Source organism: Stutzerimonas stutzeri (assembly GCF_038561965.1).
GTDB classification, from domain to species: domain Bacteria; phylum Pseudomonadota; class Gammaproteobacteria; order Pseudomonadales; family Pseudomonadaceae; genus Stutzerimonas; species Stutzerimonas stutzeri_AA.
Genome location: NZ_CP139348.1, coordinates 2,528,989 through 2,550,619 on the forward strand (window position 1 = coordinate 2,528,989; position 21,631 = coordinate 2,550,619).

15 protein-coding genes, 1 tRNA gene and 1 pseudogene are annotated in these 21,631 nt (G+C 57.3%); 7 read left to right on the forward strand and 10 right to left on the reverse strand.

Features of this window, described 5'->3' with window-relative positions:
- Nucleotides 1-43: 43 nt before the first annotated feature.
- The 6 genes from SM130_RS11400 to SM130_RS11425 all read right to left on the reverse strand — a co-directional run bounded on the left by SM130_RS11400 (nucleotide 44) and on the right by SM130_RS11425 (nucleotide 7,962).
- Nucleotides 44-1,006 carry an ATP-binding protein gene (locus SM130_RS11400; protein WP_102825916.1) on the reverse strand — a complete coding sequence of 321 codons (963 nt, stop codon included), beginning with the start codon at nucleotides 1,004-1,006 and terminating at the stop codon, nucleotides 44-46.
- Nucleotides 1,006-2,991, reverse strand: a complete 1,986-nt coding sequence (locus SM130_RS11405) for a Mu transposase C-terminal domain-containing protein (RefSeq protein WP_146029749.1) — start codon at nucleotides 2,989-2,991, stop codon at nucleotides 1,006-1,008. Before SM130_RS11405 ends, SM130_RS11400 begins: the two co-directional genes overlap by 1 nt.
- Entirely contained in the window at nucleotides 2,988-3,578 is a 591-nt protein-coding gene (locus SM130_RS11410; protein WP_102825914.1) for a hypothetical protein, read from the reverse strand. The genes SM130_RS11405 and SM130_RS11410 overlap by 4 nt, the downstream gene beginning before the upstream one ends.
- A 403-nt stretch (nucleotides 3,579-3,981) precedes the next feature.
- Nucleotides 3,982-6,021 (reverse strand): LTA synthase family protein, encoded by a 2,040-nt coding sequence (locus tag SM130_RS11415; protein WP_102826138.1) that lies wholly within the window; start codon nucleotides 6,019-6,021, stop codon nucleotides 3,982-3,984.
- Between the two features lie 58 nt (nucleotides 6,022-6,079).
- Nucleotides 6,080-6,670 (reverse strand): hypothetical protein, encoded by a 591-nt coding sequence (locus SM130_RS11420; protein ID WP_102825913.1) that lies wholly within the window; start codon nucleotides 6,668-6,670, stop codon nucleotides 6,080-6,082.
- On the reverse strand, nucleotides 6,670-7,962 hold the full coding sequence (locus SM130_RS11425) for a sialidase family protein (RefSeq protein WP_181019281.1): 1,293 nt from the start codon (nucleotides 7,960-7,962) through the stop codon (nucleotides 6,670-6,672). Before SM130_RS11425 ends, SM130_RS11420 begins: the two co-directional genes overlap by 1 nt.
- Nucleotides 7,963-8,317: 355 nt before the next feature.
- Between SM130_RS11425 and SM130_RS11430 the strand changes: the two genes are divergently transcribed.
- A complete protein-coding gene (locus SM130_RS11430) occupies nucleotides 8,318-8,824 on the forward strand; it encodes a copper chaperone PCu(A)C (RefSeq protein ID WP_102825912.1) in 507 nt (168 codons plus the stop codon).
- 42 nt (nucleotides 8,825-8,866) lie between these two features.
- Here the strand turns inward: SM130_RS11430 and gorA are convergent, their stop codons facing one another.
- Nucleotides 8,867-10,225 (reverse strand): glutathione-disulfide reductase, encoded by a 1,359-nt coding sequence (gorA, locus tag SM130_RS11435; protein WP_102825911.1) that lies wholly within the window; start codon nucleotides 10,223-10,225, stop codon nucleotides 8,867-8,869.
- 71 nt (nucleotides 10,226-10,296) lie between these two features.
- Here gorA and SM130_RS11440 point away from each other — a divergent pair, with 71 nt between their 5' ends.
- A complete protein-coding gene (locus SM130_RS11440) occupies nucleotides 10,297-10,719 on the forward strand; it encodes a VOC family protein (protein WP_102825910.1) in 423 nt (140 codons plus the stop codon).
- A 111-nt stretch (nucleotides 10,720-10,830) separates the two neighbouring features.
- On the opposite strand, the gene galU is transcribed toward SM130_RS11440, so the two are convergent.
- The gene (gene galU, locus SM130_RS11445) at nucleotides 10,831-11,670 is read right to left on the reverse strand and encodes a UTP--glucose-1-phosphate uridylyltransferase GalU (protein WP_102825909.1); all 840 of its coding nucleotides are present in this window, start codon (nucleotides 11,668-11,670) and stop codon (nucleotides 10,831-10,833) included.
- A 597-nt stretch (nucleotides 11,671-12,267) separates the two neighbouring features.
- On the opposite strand from galU, the gene SM130_RS11450 reads away from it, so the two are divergent.
- From SM130_RS11450 to SM130_RS11470, 5 genes are all read left to right on the forward strand, one after another.
- Nucleotides 12,268-13,887, forward strand: a complete 1,620-nt coding sequence (locus tag SM130_RS11450; RefSeq protein WP_102825908.1) for a methyl-accepting chemotaxis protein — start codon at nucleotides 12,268-12,270, stop codon at nucleotides 13,885-13,887.
- A 234-nt stretch (nucleotides 13,888-14,121) separates the two neighbouring features.
- Nucleotides 14,122-15,510, forward strand: coding sequence for an oxygen-independent coproporphyrinogen III oxidase (gene hemN, locus SM130_RS11455; protein ID WP_102825907.1), 1,389 nt, complete (start codon nucleotides 14,122-14,124; stop codon nucleotides 15,508-15,510).
- A gap of 149 nt (nucleotides 15,511-15,659) precedes the next feature.
- On the forward strand, nucleotides 15,660-17,297 hold the full coding sequence (locus tag SM130_RS11460) for a VRR-NUC domain-containing protein (protein ID WP_102825906.1): 1,638 nt from the start codon (nucleotides 15,660-15,662) through the stop codon (nucleotides 17,295-17,297).
- On the forward strand, nucleotides 17,294-19,618 hold the full coding sequence (locus SM130_RS11465; RefSeq protein WP_102826136.1) for an ATP-dependent DNA helicase: 2,325 nt from the start codon (nucleotides 17,294-17,296) through the stop codon (nucleotides 19,616-19,618). The genes SM130_RS11460 and SM130_RS11465 overlap by 4 nt, the downstream gene beginning before the upstream one ends.
- A gap of 45 nt (nucleotides 19,619-19,663) precedes the next feature.
- A tRNA-Leu gene (locus SM130_RS11470) sits at nucleotides 19,664-19,750 on the forward strand.
- Nucleotides 19,751-19,839: 89 nt separating this feature from the next.
- On the opposite strand, the gene SM130_RS11475 is transcribed toward SM130_RS11470, so the two are convergent.
- Both SM130_RS11475 and SM130_RS11480 read right to left on the reverse strand, forming a co-directional pair.
- Nucleotides 19,840-20,043 (reverse strand): DUF4224 domain-containing protein, encoded by a 204-nt coding sequence (locus SM130_RS11475; RefSeq protein ID WP_102825905.1) that lies wholly within the window; start codon nucleotides 20,041-20,043, stop codon nucleotides 19,840-19,842.
- Between the two features lie 368 nt (nucleotides 20,044-20,411).
- Nucleotides 20,412-21,568: pseudogene (locus SM130_RS11480) on the reverse strand (IS30 family transposase).
- Nucleotides 21,569-21,631: the final 63 nt, after the last annotated feature.

A 21,631-nucleotide genomic window follows, 5' to 3' on the forward strand; every position in this document is an offset into this window, starting at 1 on the left:
TGGAGCCTTGCATCGGGCGCCAAGCCTGAGCGATATTTTATGACTAGGGCGCTGCACGCTTCATCAGCTCCACAAACTGACGAACGCCACTCGAATCAATAGCTTCTTTTATAATGGGCTCATCAAGCCTAAAGCTAGCGCTGTCATCTCGTCGATTGGCCAGTAACAAATGTTCGATAATTCTAAATACGTGTTCCATCGGCAAATGATTGACGCCTGCCCGGTCAATTTCGCTCAAGGCACCCCAAATTAAATCAAGATAAATTCCAAGCTTAAATCCCGCTGCAAAAGCGGAAGGAAAAAAGAATCGAGTATAGGTCCAGCCAGAACCCTCGGGGAATTCAGATTCTTGATCGAAACTTTTTAGAATCCCTCTTAAATAATCTTTGCTGACACACCCGGGAAACGGCACAGGCTCACTAAGGAACCGAGCGATAAGGTTGGTTGCCTCTCCGACAAATAAAGAACTCCTCCTGTTTAGGATTTGTGGCTGAGCAAAACCTACGGTAGTCATACTTATTTTACGCTGCTTGAGCCTGTTATGAATGGTCAATAGCACTCCATAGTGATCCCTGCTGACATTCTGCATTTCGCCAATCAACAATATAAAATGATCACCATCAACCGCAGCCAACTGAGCTTCAACATGCCCAAGGTATCTCTCCAAAAGCTCCGGATATAGCTCCCTACTCTTATGAAACAAGTGTGCTGCCTTAACCAAGTCCTTCATGAAGTTAGCAGACTTTGTTCCATCGGCTTCAAGTTGCGACGTGTATTTCTCCGGGTATTCATAATTCAACATTTTCTGGACGGCAGTCAGGCAGCTGGTTTTCCCCATGCGAGGCTGAGCATACAAAAATAATCCAGAGTGACGTAGCCAAACCTTTTCTCTGATTTTTTTGTAAGCATCCTCAATCATAGGCGTAAGAATGAGCGACCGCCCCTTGATAATTGGATGGGAGTCCAGTATATCTTCGCGAATACCAGGATCATTCAAATCAAGCATTACGCCCCTCCCTTTAAAATATTTGCCAAATTCGGTAAGGGCTTGTTTAAAATATTTTTTTGATCGCTTGATTCGCGAGATTGGAAGGTTTCCTGTAAGGACTCTTCAAGTTTTTCTTCCTCAACCAACATCAGACTCGAGTCAGCCTCTACGGCCACTCTCTTAGCTTCTGTTGCCTGTGAGGGCGGTATTGCGGCCTTTCTTTTCCCTTTAGTGGTCTTGGTCGACAGGTAGCTCAGATATACCTGTATAGGGTCTTGCTGCGAATTTATGAAGATTGTCCTCGCTGATAGTAGTGATCGAATTGCCTTGCGTGTTCGGAGATCATGCTTTGTATAAGACCACTTGCCAGTGGCAAACAAGATATCCAAGGGATACCCGTTCAACGTAAAGGCTCTTACTTGCCGCAAGTCGGCCTCATTTATTGTGATCTTTATCTTTTTACCAATTAATTCTGCCAAGTCCCTTAAAATTGAACTGGTGTACCTGACGCCTTGGAACTGAATATATGGCATCCGTCCTTTCTTTATATCTCCACGAACCGTGACAAGCTTTTCGTCACAGAACAGCTCCCTGCCTTCCGAATGTTTGCTGGCAGGTATATATCGAAACAAAAAGGCTCCGCCTGCCTGCTCAATTTTTTGCTTTATAAATTCGAGCGGAGATATATTGAATAACGCCTCCGTTGGAGTGGCATTGTGAGTGGCAATACTAACGCTCAATAGATGCTCGATCTCGTCAGCCGTAATATCGTACTCAACGGCAAGCTCTGCACCATCCTTTGCCCTACCTTTCGATGGCGAGCTGCCTGTGGTTGACATAAGTCTCTGGAACAATTCTTTTGAGACAATATTAAAAAAATGTTCAACGCGGGAGCGCCTTGCTGGTACACCAGGAGAGCCCCAGTTAATAGAAAACCCAAGCTCTTTTCTTGCCCGCTCTCTTACTTTGATCGCTAGGTGTGCCAGCGCACCATCAAACATTATTGCAGACCATAGTGCGCCCTTGCACTCTGAAATAACTTCTTTGGGGAGTCCGCCTTTTGATGGGTAGATTAAGCCTTCGATAACTGGCTTTGGTCGTATGTGCTCAGGGTTTACAGCATCACGCAGCAGCGCCACAACATCGTCCGCACCAACTTCGCTACGATAGACGACTCTGTACGAAATTATTGCACTGGATGAGCGACACAGAAGAGCAATTATCCACATGCGCTTAATCAGAATTTTCGACTTCGTACCATTAGGGTTTGCGAAGGACACTGTTGCATGACAGTCAATGCGATGAGCATCGGCTTTAAATATCTCATATGGCAAATCACATTTAATCAGTGACTTGCTCTTTTTCCCTAGATGGACATTGCTTTTTGCTTCATCAACGCCTCGCCTTGTTGCAAATGAAGCCGCATCACGAAGTAACATGGTGCGCATGTACTTGAAAATAGTTGTACGACCTTGCCACTTGGTATTGAACGGCCATTCGCTGTCAGTAACCCCTTTCTCCTTAAGTAGTGATATGAATATCTTGTGCAGTGTCTTCGGGCGAATCATGTGTTCATGAATAATGCTTCTGGACTGCTCTTTTTTAATTCTGGTCTGGAGCTCTTGCTCAATCCCCGGAAACCTATTAAGTAGAGCTGAAAACAGCCCAGAGCACCCTCCTTGGGCTTCAGGAAGCTTAGGTGATTCATCTTTAACTCTTGTATATAGCGCAAGATGCCTTCTGGGCAGTAGTGCTCTAAACCCTAAAATTTGCCCATCATCCCCTAACGCTTTACATCTATTTCGGTAGTAATAAATATTTGACGCTTTTATGTTGCATTTTGCTTGAATTTCATCCAGAGGCCTGCCTTCCATCAGCATTTGTACAGCCATGCACCTCTGTGTATATTTTTCCTTATCATCTGGCGCCAGTGTATCCGCATCGATACGTGGCCAACTATCTATAGGATCATTGACATGACTTGAGTTGATGATGGCCTTCATGCTGAGATCTCCCAGCAAGTATTCAAACTGAAAGGGCCACTTTCTAGTGAGATTTTAATGAAACCTCTTGAATACTGGCGAATAATCGCCCCTACAACTTCTGCGTGATCATACTCGCCGAGATGAGAAACCACATCGCCTATAGTCCCAGCCCTGACTCTACCGAAGTAAAATGCAACTGCATTCATAAGGTTTATGTGCTGCTCGCCTCTGATACTTGCCGCAAACGCTAAAGGTTTCGCCCAACGTAGAGCCTCAATAGCGACCGCATCAAGGGTTTCATAGTCAAAACACCTGCATGATAAATTGTGCCCCTCAACAGGATATGACTCCGGAACCTCAGACTTATTACTCTTAACGAAATGAACTTCTGACGAACCATCACGGTAGTTGACTAGGAAGTCAGGGGACTCTGCCTTGCGCTCAAATATTTCGAAATCGGCGACAGTCTTGTCAGACTCAAGAAAATATAGCCAGTAGATGTATTGCAAATCGGAATTAAGAAGCCAGTCTCTATGCCCACGAGCACGATATGCCTTGTGTACCAAGTCTCGCGCACTGGACTTGGCGGATAGGCTTGGCTTCATGCCCCTCTCCTAGAGGTCTCTTCTCTTTTTCTAGACTTTAGTTAACGTTCACTATTTTTCCAGAAATTAGTTATAGAAATTTAAACTAATTTCTAGAATTGATTAATGTGGTTTGTTCAAACAATCAACTAAGACTTTGAATTTGTTACGAGTGGGCCGATAGGCTATTTCTAGCTTTTAGTTATACGGTCATCTTCCTGCGGCGCTATCCCCCGGCTCCGTCAGAAAAGCCAGCTCGCGCTAAGGTTTGCGGTGCGTCGAATAGCACGCGTGTCGCTGTGATCGAGCCGTTGCTGACGTGGGTTATTGGGCTGGTGAGTTTCGAATCAAAGCAGGCATCCGCGAATTCGTTACGGCCTTGGCGGGGATGCGACGACCAACGTCGCCGAGCCCCGCCTGACGCTCAGTCCTTCCTGACGTTCTGATAGAGCATCAATCGGGATGTCTCGTGAAGGCCACGTGTCAGTTTGACCAGGCGCTGGAACTCCTCGGGATGCTGTTCGGCGACGTCCACCAGCGGCTCGGATGAAGCAATGTCATGCAGACTCGGCTGGCTGCCGTCGTGCTGCATCTGCAACAGGAAATCCTTGGTAACCCCGCCGATCAGAGGAAACGTACCTTCTCGCAGAACCAACGGAACCACACGCTCGCCTTCCGGAGACGGCTGTTGGATGTCGCGGCCCATCGCGCCATTGCGAAATTCCATTCCTGCCATGCCCAGCACACTCGGCAGCAAGTCAACCAAGCCCACGGCCTCTTCAATTACACGCGGCTCGAGCAGCTCGGGCGCGTGAATCAGCAGCGGTACATGGTTGCTCTCCAGGCCGAGCTTTTCGAATGCCGGTGGCATATGCGGTATCTGGCTGATGCGTGTGTTGTGATCGCCAAACATGACGAAGATGGTGTTGTCGTACCAGCCGCCTTCCTTCGCTATCTCCATCAGGCGACCAATGTTGAAATCCAGTAGGCGGACCGCGTTGTACTGCGCCAGGCTACGGGAGCCAGCGCCTTGTACTTTTTCCAGCGGCAGATCAAGAACTTCAAAGCCGTCGTTCTGTTTGGGGATAGTGAACGGTCGATGATTGCCCGCCGTCTGGATATAGGCGAAGAATGGCTTGCCCTCCCCCTGCTCCCGAAATATTCGGTCGCTTTCCTTGAACAGGTCCAGATCCGAAACGCCCCATACGTCGACCATCGGTGATTTCCAATGTCGCTCTTCGTACAGCTGGATACCGTCGATGCTCTGGCGAATAAGCGCATTCATGTTCGCCCAACCGGAATTACCTCCGATCATGTAGTACTTGTCGTAGCCCTGCAGCGCATTGACGAGGCTGTGCTGGCGGGTGATCAGCGGATTACGCGTTGCGGTTTCCTGGCGTGAAACGTCCGGTACGCCAGAGATACTGGCCCAGACGGTTTTTGCGGTGCCGGTGACGGGTACGTAGAAGCTCTTGAAAAACCAGCTCTGCTTGGCCAGCCGATCGATGTTAGGCGTGGGATTCAGTGGATTGCCATAGGCGCCAACTGCGCTGGTGCCCAGGGATTCAAGCATGACGAACACCACGTTCGGCCGCTGATTTCCAGCAAGCGCATACGGTTGGACGCTCTGCTCTCGGCTGAAATTCAGCGACGCCGCATCAGGCTGCTCAACGCCCAGGTAACGACTGACCACGTCGTAATGGGCTTCGACTTGCTCACGATCATATGGTTGATTGGGAACCTTCAAGGTGTCGTACAGGAAGATCACCGGGTTCAGGCCGAGCGCGGCAATCTGGCTATCGCCCGAGAAGAAAGCGTCGCTCCAACGCAAAGGCACCGGGTTTTCCAGATTGAGATTATCGACGCGCCCCAGAATGGCGACGAAGACCAGCACGACCATCAACGCGCTGCCCCAGATCAACGAGAGGCGGCTGATGGGCTTTGCCGGGCGATCCAGCGTCACGCGCTCGATGCGCACCAGTAGCCACCAGACCAGCGCAGTGGCCGCAGCCCAGCCGAGGGTAATCCATACCACTGGATAGGTTTGCCAGACCATATCGGTGGAAATCTGCGCATCCTCAAGAAAGCGCAATACGGTGGCGTTGATACGCACGCCGAGATAGGCGTAATGCCCGAAATCGATGATGTAGACCAACATCATCGCTCCGAGCGCCAGCGCAAGGTACAGCCGTGCTAGCCACCGAACGGTACGTGAGCGGGTCAGATTCCATTTAGGCAACCATGCCAACAAGGCGACCGGCAGCATCAGCAGAATGGCAAGGCGAAGGTCGAAGCGCAGACCGATTCCCAGCGTTTCGGACAGGCCATCGACTTCACCGAGCGCACTGGCGTCGAATCCGGAAAAACCGACGAAGAAGATCCCGCGCAACACCGCGAGCGTGATGAACAGAACCCCGACAGCAGCGAACCAGTAGTGCAACCGTCGCGAACTAACCCAACCCATCATTCAAACCTCTGATTATCGAACCGCCAAGCGCAGCCCTATGGCTGATCCGTTTCTTTCACTGCGCAACCGTTGGTTTACGCACGAGCATCCTGTATGCGTAGCCAATCAACGCGCCACAACTGAACAGCGCGATGAAGGGGTCTAGCAAGTAGTCCCAGTAATTAGGCGAAGGCTTGAGTCCTAGGCTGAACGCCAAGGTCGCCAGACCGAGCATGCACGCGCCCAACCAGTTCCTCAGCAACAGCAACCCCAACGCTAGCAGACCTACAACCGCAAGCAGCGGGCGCGGGTCGTAACCAAGCTGATAAGGATCCAGGTAGGACAAACCCATCGTTGCCGGGTAAAGAAAAAGCGCCAGCGCTGCCAGCACGATTAGCACCTGCACGCGAGCGCTGTGCCCAGGCGAGTCCAGTAAGCCCATGCGTACTGCTGCGGCGAAGGCCAGAATTACCAGCGTTGTAATCGCGACATCGTCGGTGAAGCTGCGCATGTAAGCGGCGAGGGAAAGTCCATCCACAGTAACGAAGCTGACCGCCAGCAGAAGGAAAAGACGAAACAACTGGGCAATCCGACCGCGGCCAAAACCGGGAAGAACCACGTATGCGAATAGCGCAAAGGTCAGATGTGCTTGCCAAAGTTCAGGCATCAGAGCTGCTCCAATAGCCAGGCATCATTGAAGCTGACGTGCTTAATGAATGTGTTATTCCAGGAGTACACCAGGTGGTAAAGACCATCAGCACTCTTGATGAAATAGGGATACTCGTACTCGAAGTCGCAGCCGCGAGTCTGGCAAACCCGCCGGTCGAGATTTGCCAGAAACTCATCGACCAACGAGAGGCGCCGCGGCCCACTGGAGAGGCGGAACTTGTCGCCGATTATGTCCCGATAAACCTCGGGGCTGAACGGGTTGCCTTCAGGATCAGGCGACTCGTCCAGGTCTATTACCGGCGTCCAGAGTTCGAGGCTGGAATTGGTTTCCATCAAGCGAAGGCGGAAGCGTCCGTCCTCGAGGTCATTCAAGGCGACTAGCAGCCCATGATTGGGAGTAGCTACCGCCGCTAGCGCAGAATTGGGGTTGGCGGGGTCAACTGGGAACGGCTTGCTCCACGTCCTGCCTGCATCCTCGGTGCGGCTGGCTAGCACGCGATGGTGCGTGGCACCTGCGTAACGCAGCATCGCGATAGCGTTCTGCTCGTCCATCGGCACCACTGTGGGCTGCAGAGAGTCGGTGCCCATGCTGATCCGGCTCTTGCCTATGACGTCACCGGTGGGACTGATATAGAGGTACTCGGCGAACTTGCCCAGAAACTCATGGTAAACCGGCAAGCCTATGGTGCCGTCGCTATGAAATACCGGGGCGTTGCGAACCAACGTGCTGACGTTCAGGAACGGCGTGGTAATCAGCTGCTTCGGGGTCGACCAGGTTTCGCCAAAGTCATCCGAGTACATGGTATTGATGGCGCTGCCAGCCCAGCCGCCGATCGATACAGACACGTAAAAGAGCCACAACCTGTTGTCTGGGGCCAACGCAATCACGGGATTGCCCAGTTTGCGTATGTGCTTGCGGGTTGCCTGCTGAGTCGACTCTCGGGTTGCCAAAACCAGTTCATCGCCCCACTCCGCCGCTATGGCGTCATACCGCGCGCCACGAATCTGAACGTCCGCGGCGCCCTCTCTCGAGCCTGCGAACCAGACGGCCATCAACCCGCCGCGCGGCAGCGAAGTCACCGACGACGCATGCACGAACTCTTCGAGGTCAGATGATGCAAAGCGAGTGCTGTAGAAAGGGCTCGCGCCCGCTAGCTCCACGGAGCTAGCGGCTACTGCGAAGCCAGAGACGGCACGGTCAGGATGAAGCCACCAAGTGGTCGTGAACACTGCAGTCAGAGCAATTGCAGAAACACAAGAAGCGAAAAATCCAGATTTTGCAGAGCCCATAGAAACCATATCCATATAAATACTCGTCGCATCTTGCGGACTGCGAGAAACAACAGACGCATGCCTCATTTGTTCGAGACGGAAAAGCGTGCTGGCTGGTTTCTACAAGGGTCGTACTCGACTTCTAGGATGGAGAATTGCTGTAACCGAGCGCCGCCGATCAATAGCCAGGGGCTTAGTGCGGCTGGCGCGCGCGGGCCGGCGCCGCAATATAGTGTCTTGACTGCGGCCGTGGCAAATTGGCACACCTTAGCGGGCGCCACTGGCGGCATACAGCATGGTACGCAGTATGCCGGTACCGCTAGGGGACAAGCGGCGTAATATGGCGCCATCTCAACGGAACTGGAGTTCTCTTATGCTGCTTCGCTTACTAGCCGCCAGCGCTCTAGCGGCGCTTTGTCTGCCTGCCGTCGCGCAGGAACACAGCCACGACCACCACGCGCCTGCGCAAGCAGCTGCGACTGAGCTCGCTGTGAGTCAGGCGTGGTCGCGCGCGATGCCTCCAAGCGCTCCGACCGGTGCAGTCTATTTCGTTCTGGAAAATCGCGGTGAGCAGCCTGAGCGCCTTATCGGCGCACAGACATCCCGCGCCGAGAAGACTGAGCTGCATACCCACGTACATCAAAACGACATGATGAAAATGCAGCAGATCGAATCGGTCGACGTACCGGCTGCTGGCAAGGTGGAGTTCAAGCCGGGCGGCAACCACCTGATGCTGTTCGGGCTCAAGCAGCCGCTGGTCGCTGGGGAGAGTTTTCCGGTTACGTTGCAGTTCGAGAATGGCGGCGAGATCACCACTGAGGTCAGCATTGAAGTAGATGCCCCGGCTGCCGGCGGTGCTGCATCAGGGCATCATCACTGAGTCATCTGGCGTGCCACCTCAGTTGGCACGCCCTTCCCGTCCTCAGATCGCGGCGGGCGTGCGCATGGTGACGAACTCTTCCGCCGCCGTCGGGTGAATGCCCAGCGTGTCGTCGAACACTTGCTTGGTTGCGCCAGCTTTCAGCGCCACACCCAGCCCTTGCATGATTTCCCCTGCGTCCGGCCCGGCCATGTGGCAACCCAGCACACGGTCGGTCTCGGAATCCACCACCAGTTTCATCAGGCTGCGCTCGAGGCTGTCGGTCATGGTCAGTTTCATTGGCCGGAAACGGCTTTCGAACACCGTCACCTTGTAGCCTTTCTCGCGCGCTTCTTCTTCGGTCAGTCCAACAGTCGCCATATTCGGCAAACTGAACACCGCAGTCGGAATGGTCGTGTAGTCGACCTTGCGGTATTGCTCCGGCTTGAATAGTCGCCGTGCCACGGCCATGCCCTCAGCAAGTGCAACAGGCGTCAGCTGTACGCGGCCGATCACGTCACCGATAGCCAGAATGGACGACACCGAGGTGCGGTATTCATCATCGACGGCGATGAAGCCGCGGGCATCCAGTGCTACACCGGCCTGCTCCAGCCCCAGGTTGTCGAGCATCGGGCGGCGACCGGTCGCATAGAAGATGCAGTCCGCTTCCAGCGTGCGGCCGTCTTCCAGCGTGGCGAGCAGGCTGCCATCGGCCTGCTTGTCGATGTGAATGATGTCGGCGTTGAACTGCAGGTCGACGCCCTTCTTGATCATCTCGTCCTTCAGGTGGTCGCGCAGCGAGCCATCGAAGCCACGCAAGAACAGCTCGCCTCGATAGAGCAGCTTTGTGTCCGCGCCGCAGCCATGAAAGATCGAGGCGAATTCGACGGCGATGTAACCGCCGCCCACTACCAATACGCGCCGCGGCAGGGATTCGAGATAAAAGGCTTCATTGGAGGTAATGGCGTGCTCGCGACCGGCAATCTGTGGGACATAGGGCCAGCCGCCGGTGGCGATCAGAATATGCTCTGCACTGTACTGCTTGCCTTCGACCTCGACGGTATGAGCATCCACCAGACGGGCATGGGCCTGCAGAAGTGTTACGCCGCTATCGACCAGAATGCTCCGATAGATACCGTTGAGCCGCTGGATTTCGCGATCCTTGTTGGCGATCAGCGTTTTCCAGTCGAAGGTTGCGCCGTCGATTGTCCAGCCATAACCCTGCGCCTGGCCGATCTCTTCGGCATAGTGCGCGCCGTAGACCAGCAGTTTTTTCGGTACGCAACCGACATTGACGCAGGTGCCGCCCAGATAGCGGCTTTCGGCAACTGCCACCTTGGCGCCGAAGCCTGCGGCGAAGCGCGCCGCACGCACGCCACCGGAACCTGCGCCGATGACGAATAGATCGAAGTCGTAAGCCATGTAATGTTGTCTCCTTCTGTAGTGAACAGCATAACCCAGGCTTTCGGCCTGATTCACCGAAGGAGTGCCGCATGCGCCCTACCCTCACCCATCTGGCTCTGCACGTGCCGGATCTGGAAGCCTGTATCGAATTCTATGCACGATTCTGTGGCATGCATGTGTTTCATGAGCGCCCGGGAAAGGGCTCGCGCATCGTCTGGATGGCGGAGCCTGGGAAAGAGCGGGATTTCATATTCGTGATCATGCCCGGCGGCAAGGATCGATCACTGGCGGCGGACGACTACAGCCATTTCGGTTTTGCGCTTGCCAGTCGGGAGGAAGTGGATGCGATTGCAGATCGCGCGCGCGAAGACGGCTGTCTGATATGGGCGCCGCGCGATGAGCCCTACCCGGTAGGCTATTACTGCGGTTTGCGTGACCCAGCCGGCAACTATGTCGAGTTCAGTTACGGCCAACCCCTCGGGCCCGGCGCGGAGGATATTCCGTCGCCCTGAAATGCAAAAAGCCACCCGAAGGTGGCTTTGCGAGGATCCAGGTCCGTACCCACTAAAGGTAGCGGGCGGTGGGCTGAAGCCCACCCGCAGGAATTCTGCCAGACCCGGCTGTCAGAACGCCTTACCGGTGAGGTAGAAGTGCTCGTAGCAGAAGTTAGTCGCCGCGATGTAGCCCTCGGCGCTACCGCAGTCGAAGCGCTGACCCTTGAACTTGTATGCCAGTACGCAGCCATCCTGAGCCTGGCGCATCAGTGCGTCGGTGATCTGGATTTCGCCACCCTTGCCCGGCTCGGTCTGCTCGATCAGGTCGAAGATGTCCGGCGTGAGGATGTAGCGGCCGATGATCGCCATGTTGGACGGCGCGTCTTCCGGCTTAGGCTTCTCAACCATGTGGCTGACGCGGAAGATGTCGTCGCGGATCATTTCGCCGGCGATCACGCCATATTTGCTGGTTTCTTCCGGCGGCACTTCCTGGATTGCGACAATCGAGCAACGGAACTGGTTGTACAGCTTGACCATCTGCGCCAGCACGGGGTCGCCGTCCAGGTTGATGCAAAGGTCATCGGCTAGCACCACGGCGAACGGCTCGTCGCCGATCAGCGGACGGCCGCTTAGAATCGCGTGACCCAGGCCTTTCATTTCCACCTGACGCGTGTAGGAAAAACTGCATTCGTCGATCAGGCGACGGATGCCGACCAGATACTTTTCCTTGTCGGTGTTGCGGATCTGGTGTTCCAGCTCGTAGCTGATGTCGAAATGGTCTTCCAGCGAGCGCTTGCCGCGCCCGGTGACGATCGCAATCTGGCTAAGGCCCGCAGCCAGTGCCTCCTCTACCCCGTACTGGATCAGCGGCTTGTTCACCACCGGCAGCATTTCCTTGGGCATGGCCTTGGTTGCGGGAAGAAAACGTGTGCCATATCCGGCAGCGGGAAAAAGGCATTTTTTGATCATGTGAGTCCTTGAAATGAAGGTTCCAGTCGATGCACTGCTTGTCGGTTCAGCAGCTGCCTTGCGGTATTGCCCGGCCTTGCCGGCGTAGAGCCTACGACCATCGTTTTCCATAGGGGTTCGCAGCGAGCGCCATGAGCGAATGCAGAAAATATGCCCGCTATCCAAGGCAATCCCACGGACGCCATTCTAGACGGGTCGGCAACGCTAATATCGCTTTGCCATTCTGTAAAGCAGGACCCGGCTCCTCATTCGTTCGCACCAAGCTAAAGCATGGCGCCACAACCCTATCTATCTGCGTTACGTGACAGCCAGATGGCCACATTGCACCCATACGGACGGGGCGCTCCACTGATCTGAGTCATTGAAAGCTGTATTTGCATAGTCATTGGTCTACTAACGCGCTTCATCCCGACCGGAACGCAATACCATAGCGCGCCCCGTAATGGCGGATGGCTACCATTCGCATCGATCTTCAAGAAACCCGGCAGATCGCCGATAGCGGTTTCAGATTGCCAGCTCATCGCTGCGTCGTGGCAAACAGAACAATCAGTGCGCAATGGCAGCTACGCCCAAGTGGCAGTAGTACTAAGGAAAACCATGAACAACTCCGCCTCTCGCCAAATGTCCGTGCAGACAAAGATCAACCTGGCCCTCGTTCTGGTGCTGGTAGCGATCATGTCGGCCTCGCTGTTTATCGCTGCCAGTACGGAGAAGCGGTTGGTTCTCCAGGTAGTCGAGCAGCAGACCAAGGATGCAGCCGACTCCTATTTCGATAGCATCAACACCATGATGCTTACCGGAACCATGGCTCAGCGCGAGGTGCTGCGAAACAAGATTCTCGCTCGACCAGGTGTCATTGACGCTCGCATCATTCGGGGTGAGGAAATCACCAAGGTGTTCGGCCCGGGATACGAGCATCAGGCACCGGCTGACGCACTGGACCGGCGCGCTTTGAGCGGTGAGGAAATCATTCAGGTGAACAAGCAGGATGGCGGCCGCGTGCTGACCGTCATCAACCCCATCCTTGCGCACGCCGACTACCGTGGCACCAACTGCCTGACCTGTCACCAGGTCGGCGAGAACGCAGTGATGGGCGCCGTGCGTATCAGCTACGACCTCAAGGCGCTGGATCATGAGGTCGACCGCAACATCCTAATCAGTGGCGCAATCCAGTTACTGCTGTTGGTCATCGGCGTGGCGGTGATGTGCATGACGGTGCGCCACGTGATCATCCGGCGCATCACTGCCATGCGCCACACCATGAATAGCATGGCCGAAGATGAAGATCTGAGCCGCAGTGTGGCGATCGGCGCCCAGGACGAGATTGGCGCCATGGGCGATGCGTTCAACCGCATGATCGGTAAGTTCCGTCATAGTCTGGAAGCTGTTGCTGGCGTCACCCACCAGCTTACGGATGTATCCGAGCGCGTTTCCCATGTGGCCGAGAAGACCTTGGCAGCAGTCAATGAGCAGCGCAGCGAGACCGACATGGTCGCCTCGGCGATGAACGAAATGAGTGCGACCGTGCAGGAAGTGGCACGTAACGCCAACCAGACCGCCACGGCATCCACCGGAGCCGATACCGAGTCGAAGGCCGGCGTGAAAGTTGCGACCGAAGCGCTCGATGGCATTGAACTGCTGATCGCCGAAATCGAAAAAGCAGCGCAAGTGATTCAGCGGGTCGAAAGTGACAGCGCCAGCATCGACATGGTGCTCGGCGTGATCAACGGCATCGCTGAGCAGACCAACCTGCTCGCCTTGAACGCTGCGATCGAAGCGGCACGCGCCGGCGAGCAAGGCCGAGGCTTCGCCGTGGTGGCCGATGAGGTACGCACGCTTGCTTCGCGTACGCAGAAGTCCACCGAAGAAATCCAGGCCATGATCGAACAGCTGCAAAGCGGTGTACGCAATGCAGTGCTGGCGATGAAAGAAGCGCAACTGCGGGCCCGCTCCGGTTCGCAATGTGTTGAGAAAGCCGCACAGAGCCTGGGCGTGATCGCCGATGAAGTAGGCACCATCAACGAGATGAACACCCAGATCGCCACCGCCGCCGAGCAGCAGAGTGCGGTTGCCGAAGAGATCAACCGCAACATCTCGACGATCAGCCGGATCGCTGATACCACCTCGGCCGACGCAACGCAGACGTCCGAGATCAGCGATGAACTGGTGCGCCTGGCATCCGAACTGAACCGCTTGGTCGGCCAGTTCAAGCTTTGATCTAGCATTGCGAGGCCGCTTTGCGCCTCGCGCCATCCGCCCCAACCGCACATCCGGTTCGCGCAACAGCGCGGCCCGGGGTGTCATTGGGGCACTATTCTTGATCTGAGACAGTCGGCGCGCCGGATCGAATCGTCCATAATCCGCGCCCATGACCTGCCTGAGCCGGACACACCCGAGGGTGACACCGCGTTCCGCACCTGACTCCGCATTCAACCCTTAGGTGAACCGAACATGGACCAACTGCCGAGCTTCAACCGGGCCCTGGTCGAGAAATACGACCGCCCCGGTCCGCGCTATACCTCCTACCCCACTGCCCCGCAGTTTCACCAGGCTTTCGCCCAAGACGACTACCGCGCCGCCGCCACGCGCAGCAATCAGGCGCAACCGCCCAAGCCGCTGTCGGTGTATATCCACATCCCGTTCTGCAAGAGCCTTTGCTACTACTGCGCCTGCAACAAGATCATCACCCACAAGACCGATCGCGCCATCGAGTACCTCGAGTACCTCAAGCGCGAGATCGCGATGCAGGGCGAACTGTTCGATCGCTCGCGCAAACTGACGCAGCTGCACCTGGGTGGCGGCACGCCGACCTACTTCACCAGCGAGCAGCTGGCCGACCTGATGGCCAGCCTGCATCAAGCGTTCAACATGGATGACAGCGACAACCACGAGTTCTCGCTGGAAGTCGACCCGCGCACCGTCACGCCCGAGCAGATCCACAGCTTGCGCAAGCTCGGCTTCAACCGCCTGAGCTTTGGCGTGCAGGACTTCGACGAGCAAGTGCAGATCGCCGTCAACCGCATCCAGACCGAGGAGCAGACTCGCGAGCTGGTCCAGGCTGCCCGTGATGCTCACTTCAAGTCCATTAGCGTCGACCTGATCTACGGCCTGCCGCTGCAAACGGTGGCCAGCTTCGACGTCACGCTGGACAAGATCATCGACATCCGTCCCGATCGCATCGCGGCGTACAGCTACGCGCACCTGCCGGAACTGGTACGGGCGCAGAAACTCATCCGCCCCGAGGACATGCCGCCACCAGAGCGCAAGCTCGAACTGCTGGAGCTGACCATCCAGCGCCTCACCGCGGCTGGCTACATCTACATCGGTATGGATCACTTCTCGCTGCCGGAAGACGAACTGGCCTTGGCCCGTGCAAATGGCACGCTGCAACGCAACTTCCAGGGTTACTCGACCCATGCCGACTGCGACCTGATCGGCCTGGGCATTTCCTCCATCGGCAAGGTTGCCGACAGCTACAGCCAGAACGTCAAGGAGCTCTCGCAGTACTACGCGCGCCTCAATGACGGCATGCTGCCGGTGCATCGTGGCTACAAGCTGAGCGAGGACGACTGTCTGCGCCGGGACGTGATCGTGTCGCTGATGTGCCACAGCCGCATCGACTACCCGCAGATCGAGCGCAAGCACGCCATCAACTTCCGCGAATATTTCGCCGAGTCACTGGCCAAGCTGGCCGAGCCGATTGCAGACGGTCTGGTCGAGTTGCACGACGATGCGTTGGTGCTGTTGCCGCAAGGGCAGCTGATGATGCGCAACGTGGCGATGGCCTTCGATGCCTACCTCGGCGGCGAGCAGCGCGGGCGCTTCTCGCGTACGGTCTGATCTGTCCTTTCGATCGCTTCACCGGGCGGCAATCCTGCCGCCCTGCTCCCCTCCGCTGATCACCCGATGATTGCCAAAATCCGCTTAAACTGTATAAATAGCCAGTCTTTGAGCGGGTCGACCGTGCCCCCAGTTTCAGCGGATGTGCAATGCGTCAGGCCCTGGAAAATCCCTTCTACTATCTCGACAACTTCCAGCAGGTGCTGGCCTGGGTGAGTCGTCACCATGGCGATCTGCTGGACGAAGCCGAACGAGCCTTCATCGACCGTTTCTCGCTGTTGCCCCAAGCCTCCCAGGCGCTGCTGGTGCGCATGGTGATGCGCAAGGGCACGCTGTTTCGCGCGGGTAAGCTGCACTATGCCGAGATCGGCTGCCCACGCCACGCAGCGCTGCCGCTGATCGAACAGGGCTGGGTCGACGCTGAGCGGGCGCTGACGCTGGAGCAGCTGTTCGCGCTGATGACCAAAGGCGAGCTATTGCAGGTATTCGGAGCGGCTGCACCCGCCAGCCTGCGCAAGGCCGAGCTATTGGAGAGTCTGCGGGCGCTCCATGACGCGGCAAAGCCCTTCCAGGCGTGGTGCTGCCACATCGAGGACGCGGTTTTCGCGCTATGCATCGACGAGCTCTGCGAGCGGTTGCGCCTGCTGTTCTTCGGCAACATTCATCAGGACTGGTCGGAGTTCGTGCTGGCCGATCTCGGTATCTATCGCTACGAGCAAGTCGCCTTTTCGCCGACCTCGCGGGCCTTCACCTGCCGCGCCGATCTGGATGCCTATCTGCATCTGCATCGCTGCCGGGAGCGCTTCGATGCGGGCGAGCCGCTGCCCGATGTGCTGGCCGACGTGCCACTTACGCCGTATGCCAACGCCTGGCTGGAAAGTCGCCGCGGCAAGCTGCTACTGCGTATCGGCCAGCAGCTCGAACGGCTCGGGGAGCTGCCCGAGGCGCTGCGGTTGCATGCCGCCAACCCCTATCCGGGCGCACGCGAACGCGCGATTCGGGTGCTGGAACGCTGCGACCAGCCGGCCGCGGCACTGGAACTGCTGCTTCAGGCTCAGGCATCACCGCAGAACGAGCATGAATCGCAGCAGTTGCAGCGCATTCTGCCGCGCCTGCAGCGCAGCCTCGGCATCCCGACGGATCGCTCTCGTAGCCGCAAGCCCGAGCTGCTCGAGCTGGTTCTGCCTAGACCCGGCTGTAGCGTCGAACACGCGGTGCGCGAGCACTTTTCTACGGCTGACGCGCCGGTCTATTACGTCGAGAACGCACTGGTCGGCTCCCTGTTCGGCCTGCTGTGCTGGGAAGCGATCTTCGCTCCGCTGCCCGGTGCGTTCTTCCATCCATTTCACTTGGCGCCGGCCGATCTGAACCGCGCCGATTTTTATCAGCGGCGTGCCGACCTGTTTGCTGCCTGCCTGACCTGCCTCGACAGCGACGATTACCGTGACTGCATCTGGCGCACCTTCCAGGCGAAGCTCGGCGTCCACAACGCCTTCGTCGTCTGGGGCTTGGTCGACGAGCAGCTGCTGGCGCTCGCGCTCGACTGCATTCCCGCCGGCCATCTAAAGCTGATGTTCCAGCGCATCCTGGCGGATGTCAGCGGCAATCGCACCGGCCTGCCGGACCTTATCCAGCTGTGGCCGAAGGAAGGCCGCTACCGCATGATCGAGGTAAAGGGACCGGGCGATCGCTTGCAGGACAACCAGAAACGCTGGATCGACTATGCCCACCAGCACGGGCTCCCGATTGCGGCCTGCCATGTGCAATGGGCCGAGGCAACAGCGTGAGCTATCAGGTCGCGGTGCGTGCGCTCTGCGAGTTCACCGCCAAGGTCGGCGATCTGGACCTGCGTTTCACCCCCTCGCCCACTGCGCTGGAAGGCATCGCCGGTCATGCCCAGGTCACCGCACGGCGCGGTGAAGGCTACGAGCGCGAAGTCGCGCTGCAAGGCCAGTACGGGCAACTGAACGTGCGCGGACGCGCCGATGGTTACGATCCGACGCGCAACCGGCTGGAAGAGATCAAGACTTTTCGTGGCGACCTGGAACGTCAGCCCGCCAATCACCGCCAGCTGCACTGGGCGCAGGCGAAGATCTACGGCTGGCTGCTGTGTCAGGCGCGCGGGCTCGCTGAAGTCGAACTGGCATTGGTCTATTTCGACATAGTCAGCCACAAGGAGACCTTGTTCATCGAGCGGCACACAGCGGCAGACCTGCGCAGCTTCTTCGAGGTGCAATGCCAGGCCTTCGTCGACTGGGCCGAACAGGAGCTGGCCCACCGTGCCACGCGCGATCAGGCGCTGACCGCGCTGCGTTTTCCCTATGCAGACTTCCGCTCCGGGCAGCGGCAACTGGCCGAAGCGGTGTACAAGGCGGCCTGCACTGGCACCACGCTCATGGCGCAAGCGCCGACCGGTATCGGCAAGACCCTTGCCACGCTATTTCCGCAGCTCAAGGCGTTTCCCGGTCAGCAGCTGGACAAACTGTTCTTTCTCGCCGCGAAGACGTCCGGCCGCCGTCTCGCGCTGGATGCCCTGCAAAGCCTGCAGCGCAGCGGCGCTGATTCATTGCGCACGCTTGAGCTCGTAGCGCGCGACAAGACCTGCGAGCACCCGGACAAGGCCTGCCATGGCGATTCCTGCCCACTGGCCAAAGGGTTCTATGATCGCCTGCCCGCGGCCCGTGCTGAGGCGCTGCAGCATTGCATGCTCGATCAGGCGACGCTGCGCGACATTGCCCTCTCCCATCAGCTCTGTCCCTACTACCTCAGCCAGGAACTGGCGCGCTGGGCTGACGTGGTGGTGGGTGATTACAACTACTACTTCGACATCAGCGCCCTGCTCTACGGCCTGACTCTGAGCAACGACTGGCGCGCCTGCCTGCTGGTAGACGAGGCGCATAACCTGCTCGAACGGGCACGCGGCATGTACAGCGCGGACCTCGACCAGCGCGCCTTCGCCGGCCTTGGCAGCAAGGCACCCGCACCGCTGAAGCGACCGCTGAGTCGTGTTCAGCGCTGCTGGAACGAACTGCATCGCGAGCAGACAGCAACTTACCAAGTGCAAACCGAGCTGCCGGTAAAGCTGCTAGGTGCATTGCAACAGGCCGTCAGCGCCATCACCGATTATCTGGGTGAGCAGCCCGCGATGTTGGATGCGGACCTGCAACGCGCCTATTTCGATGCCATGCACTTCTGCCGGATTGCCGAACTGTTCGGCGAGCATTCTCTTTTCGATATCAGCCTGCTGCCGGCCACAGGCCGTGGCACGGCCAAGCGTTCGTGCCTGTGTCTGCGCAACGTGATTCCCGCGCCGTTTCTAGAGCCGCGGCTCACGCAGGCACATTCCAGCGTGCTGTTCTCCGCCACGCTGAATCCGCGACGGTTCTACGCCGACACCTTGGGTTTGCCTGCCGCCAGCGCCTGGATCGAAGTCGATTCGCCGTTCCAGAGTCATCAGCTGCAGGTACGCCTGGCCGAACACGTATCGACGCGCTACCAGCACCGCGAAGCCTCGCTGGGCGCCGTCGTCGAGCTGATCGCCGAGCAGTACCGCGCCCGCCCCGGCAACTATCTGGCCTTCTTCAGCAGCTTCGATTACCTGCAGCAGGTGACCGCCCTATTGCGCGAACAGTGCCCGGATGTTCCGTTCTGGGAGCAAACCCGCGGCATGCAGGAGGCGGCCCGCAATGACTTTCTCGGTCGTTTCACCGAACACAGCAAAGGGATCGGATTCGCCGTGCTCGGCGGCGCCTTCGCCGAAGGTATCGACCTCCCTGGCCGGCGCCTGATCGGTGCATTTATCGCGACCCTCGGTCTGCCGCAGGTCAATCCGGTCAACGAGCAGTTCAAGAGGCGTTTCGACGAGATTTTCGGACGCGGCCTCGGTTACGACTACACCTACCTCTACCCCGGCCTGCAGAAGGTCGTCCAGGCGGCTGGCCGAGTCATCCGTACCCAGGATGACGAAGGTGTCGTGCACCTGATCGACGATCGTTTCGGCCGACCGCAGATCCGTCGACTGTTACCGAGCTGGTGGTCCCTTTCGACCGGCGCGGGTGTTCGAGATACCGGTCGTTCTGGTTGCGTGGGCCACGGAGGCTCGCTATAGTCCTGCGCCGCCGATTCTCCATCGGCACACTGCAGTGCAGTCTCCGCCCGGATGGCGAAATTGGTATACGCAAGAGACTTAAAATCTCTCATCCGAAAGGGTATGCGGGTTCGACCCCCGCTCCGGGCACCACTAACTACGGAATTCTCAGCGATATACCTCCCTTAAAAACGCCCTCCTCTTTTTTCATGGTCAATCACCGGTCAATCACAGAGGAAGGGTTACGTTCTGCTGAGGCGCATTTGGGGCTCCCGCTTTGGCTGGGGCTTGAGGCCAAGACGCTGCTCTATAACCTGGCGGAGCACCTTCAGCTTACCGTCTCCCCCTCTAACAAACGGCAGGTGCTCGCGAGTCAGCCAGCGAGCCTGTGCTGATACCTTCTGATATCCGGTCAGTTGTTCAAGCTCTTCTGACGTAAGAAACATCGAGTTCTCTCGCTAACACTCTCGGCCAGCTCGGCCCATCTCCGACATTTCTCCAATACGTCGACAGCCGCGTGCCGGCGGGCTTTCCATCGCCCGCGTCGGACTATGAGGAGGTCACACTCTCCATTGATGAGCTGGTCGATTTGCGCACGCCGCACGTCTACCTGGTGAGAGTAGAAGGCCCAGCATGATCGGCGCCGGCATTTTTGCAGCAGAACGGCAATTCAGTACTTAATGGCAATTGCAGCGACGTGCCCACCCATTGCGCCCGACCAACCAATGCTTCGACTATCGACATGCTTCATGACCCTCACTGGCAGGGAGCGATCCGAACCGCCGTTCGAGATAGGCCGCTATCGGCTGTGGATTCAACCGGTCGACGCAACAGCGTGGTTAAAGCACTCGGCAGGGGTCGAGTATCCCAGAGTCTTTCTGGGGCGCTCGTTCAACTGCCGAGCGACTACATCCAGCTCATCCTGCGAGTAGAGCGAGAGATCCATTCCCTTCGGGAAGTACTGCCGTAGCAGGCCGTTGGTATTTTCATTCGTCCCTCGCTGCCAGGGATTTTGCGGATCGCAGAAATAGACCTGGATGTCCGTCGCCAGGGTAAAGCGCTTGTGAGCGGCCATCTCCTTGCCGCGATCCCAGTTCAGTGATCGGTAGAGCTCCTGACGCAGTCGCCGGGCATTTTCGATCAGCGCGTTCACCACTGCCTCGGTATCTTTTCCACCCACCTTACCAGCATCACGTAGCGGCTATGGCGCTCTACCAGCGTGGCAATCTGGCTATTCTTGCTGCCGCACAAAAGATCCCCTTCCCAGTGCCCTGGTACCGCACGATCCTCAACGCAGGTTGGCCGTTCGCTGATGGAAATCGTATCGCTGACGCGGCCATGGTTGTCAGTTTTCTGGGTGTGATGGCGTGAGCGGCGCATGGCCCGGCTGCGGCGCAGATGCTCCAGTAATTCCTTCTTCAATGCGCCACGGGCCTGGATGAAGAGGCTCCGGCAGATGGTCTCGTGTGACACCTGACTGGCCGCGTCCGGGTATGTTCGCTTCAACCATCCAGCGATCTGCTCGGGCGACCACTGAATCTGAAGCTTCTCCGCAACAAGCTGCGCCAACTTCGGACACTGAGCAAGCTTGCACAGCTTCGGGCGATGAGCCCTATCCCATGCCGCTTGTTCAGCTTCGTTAGCGCGGTAAGACCGACGACCACCGTTACGGCTAATCTCGCGACTGACGGTGGATGGGGCGCGCTCCAGGCGTAGTGCGATTTGCCGAATCGACTGACCAACTGCAAGTGCACGTGAGATCTCTTCGCGCTCAACCAGCGTTAGCGACAACCTGGAGCGTCGTCGCGCGGCTGGGCGGATGCCTCCTGTCTCGGCAAGAATTCGCTGGATCGAAGAGTGGTTTCGATCGAACAGCTGCGCGATCTTCTGTAGCGAATCACCTGCCTTCCAGCGATCCCACATCAACGCCTTCTGGCTTTCGGTGTAGTAGATCCGAGGTCTTTGCTTCATCTGCAACACCCTCCTGCTTACGCAGGGTTCAGTGTGTTGCGTTCACCGGTTGAGTCCACAGCC

Bases quoted from the DNA above. Each gene is read 5' to 3' on its own strand.
- SM130_RS11400 (WP_102825916.1), bottom strand. From the start codon at position 1,006: ATGCTTGATTTGAATGATCCTGGTATTCGCGAAGATATACTGGACTCC.
- SM130_RS11405 (WP_146029749.1), bottom strand. From the start codon at position 2,991: ATGAAGGCCATCATCAACTCAAGTCATGTCAATGATCCTATAGATAGT.
- SM130_RS11410 (WP_102825914.1), bottom strand. From the start codon at position 3,578: ATGAAGCCAAGCCTATCCGCCAAGTCCAGTGCGCGAGACTTGGTACAC.
- SM130_RS11415 (WP_102826138.1), bottom strand. From the start codon at position 6,021: ATGGGTTGGGTTAGTTCGCGACGGTTGCACTACTGGTTCGCTGCTGTC.
- SM130_RS11420 (WP_102825913.1), bottom strand. From the start codon at position 6,670: ATGCCTGAACTTTGGCAAGCACATCTGACCTTTGCGCTATTCGCATAC.
- SM130_RS11425 (WP_181019281.1), bottom strand. From the start codon at position 7,962: ATGGGCTCTGCAAAATCTGGATTTTTCGCTTCTTGTGTTTCTGCAATT.
- SM130_RS11430 (WP_102825912.1), top strand. From the start codon at position 8,318: ATGCTGCTTCGCTTACTAGCCGCCAGCGCTCTAGCGGCGCTTTGTCTG.
- gorA (WP_102825911.1), bottom strand. From the start codon at position 10,225: ATGGCTTACGACTTCGATCTATTCGTCATCGGCGCAGGTTCCGGTGGC.
- SM130_RS11440 (WP_102825910.1), top strand. From the start codon at position 10,297: ATGCGCCCTACCCTCACCCATCTGGCTCTGCACGTGCCGGATCTGGAA.
- galU (WP_102825909.1), bottom strand. From the start codon at position 11,670: ATGATCAAAAAATGCCTTTTTCCCGCTGCCGGATATGGCACACGTTTT.
- SM130_RS11450 (WP_102825908.1), top strand. From the start codon at position 12,268: ATGAACAACTCCGCCTCTCGCCAAATGTCCGTGCAGACAAAGATCAAC.
- hemN (WP_102825907.1), top strand. From the start codon at position 14,122: ATGGACCAACTGCCGAGCTTCAACCGGGCCCTGGTCGAGAAATACGAC.
- SM130_RS11460 (WP_102825906.1), top strand. From the start codon at position 15,660: ATGCGTCAGGCCCTGGAAAATCCCTTCTACTATCTCGACAACTTCCAG.
- SM130_RS11475 (WP_102825905.1), bottom strand. From the start codon at position 20,043: ATGTTTCTTACGTCAGAAGAGCTTGAACAACTGACCGGATATCAGAAG.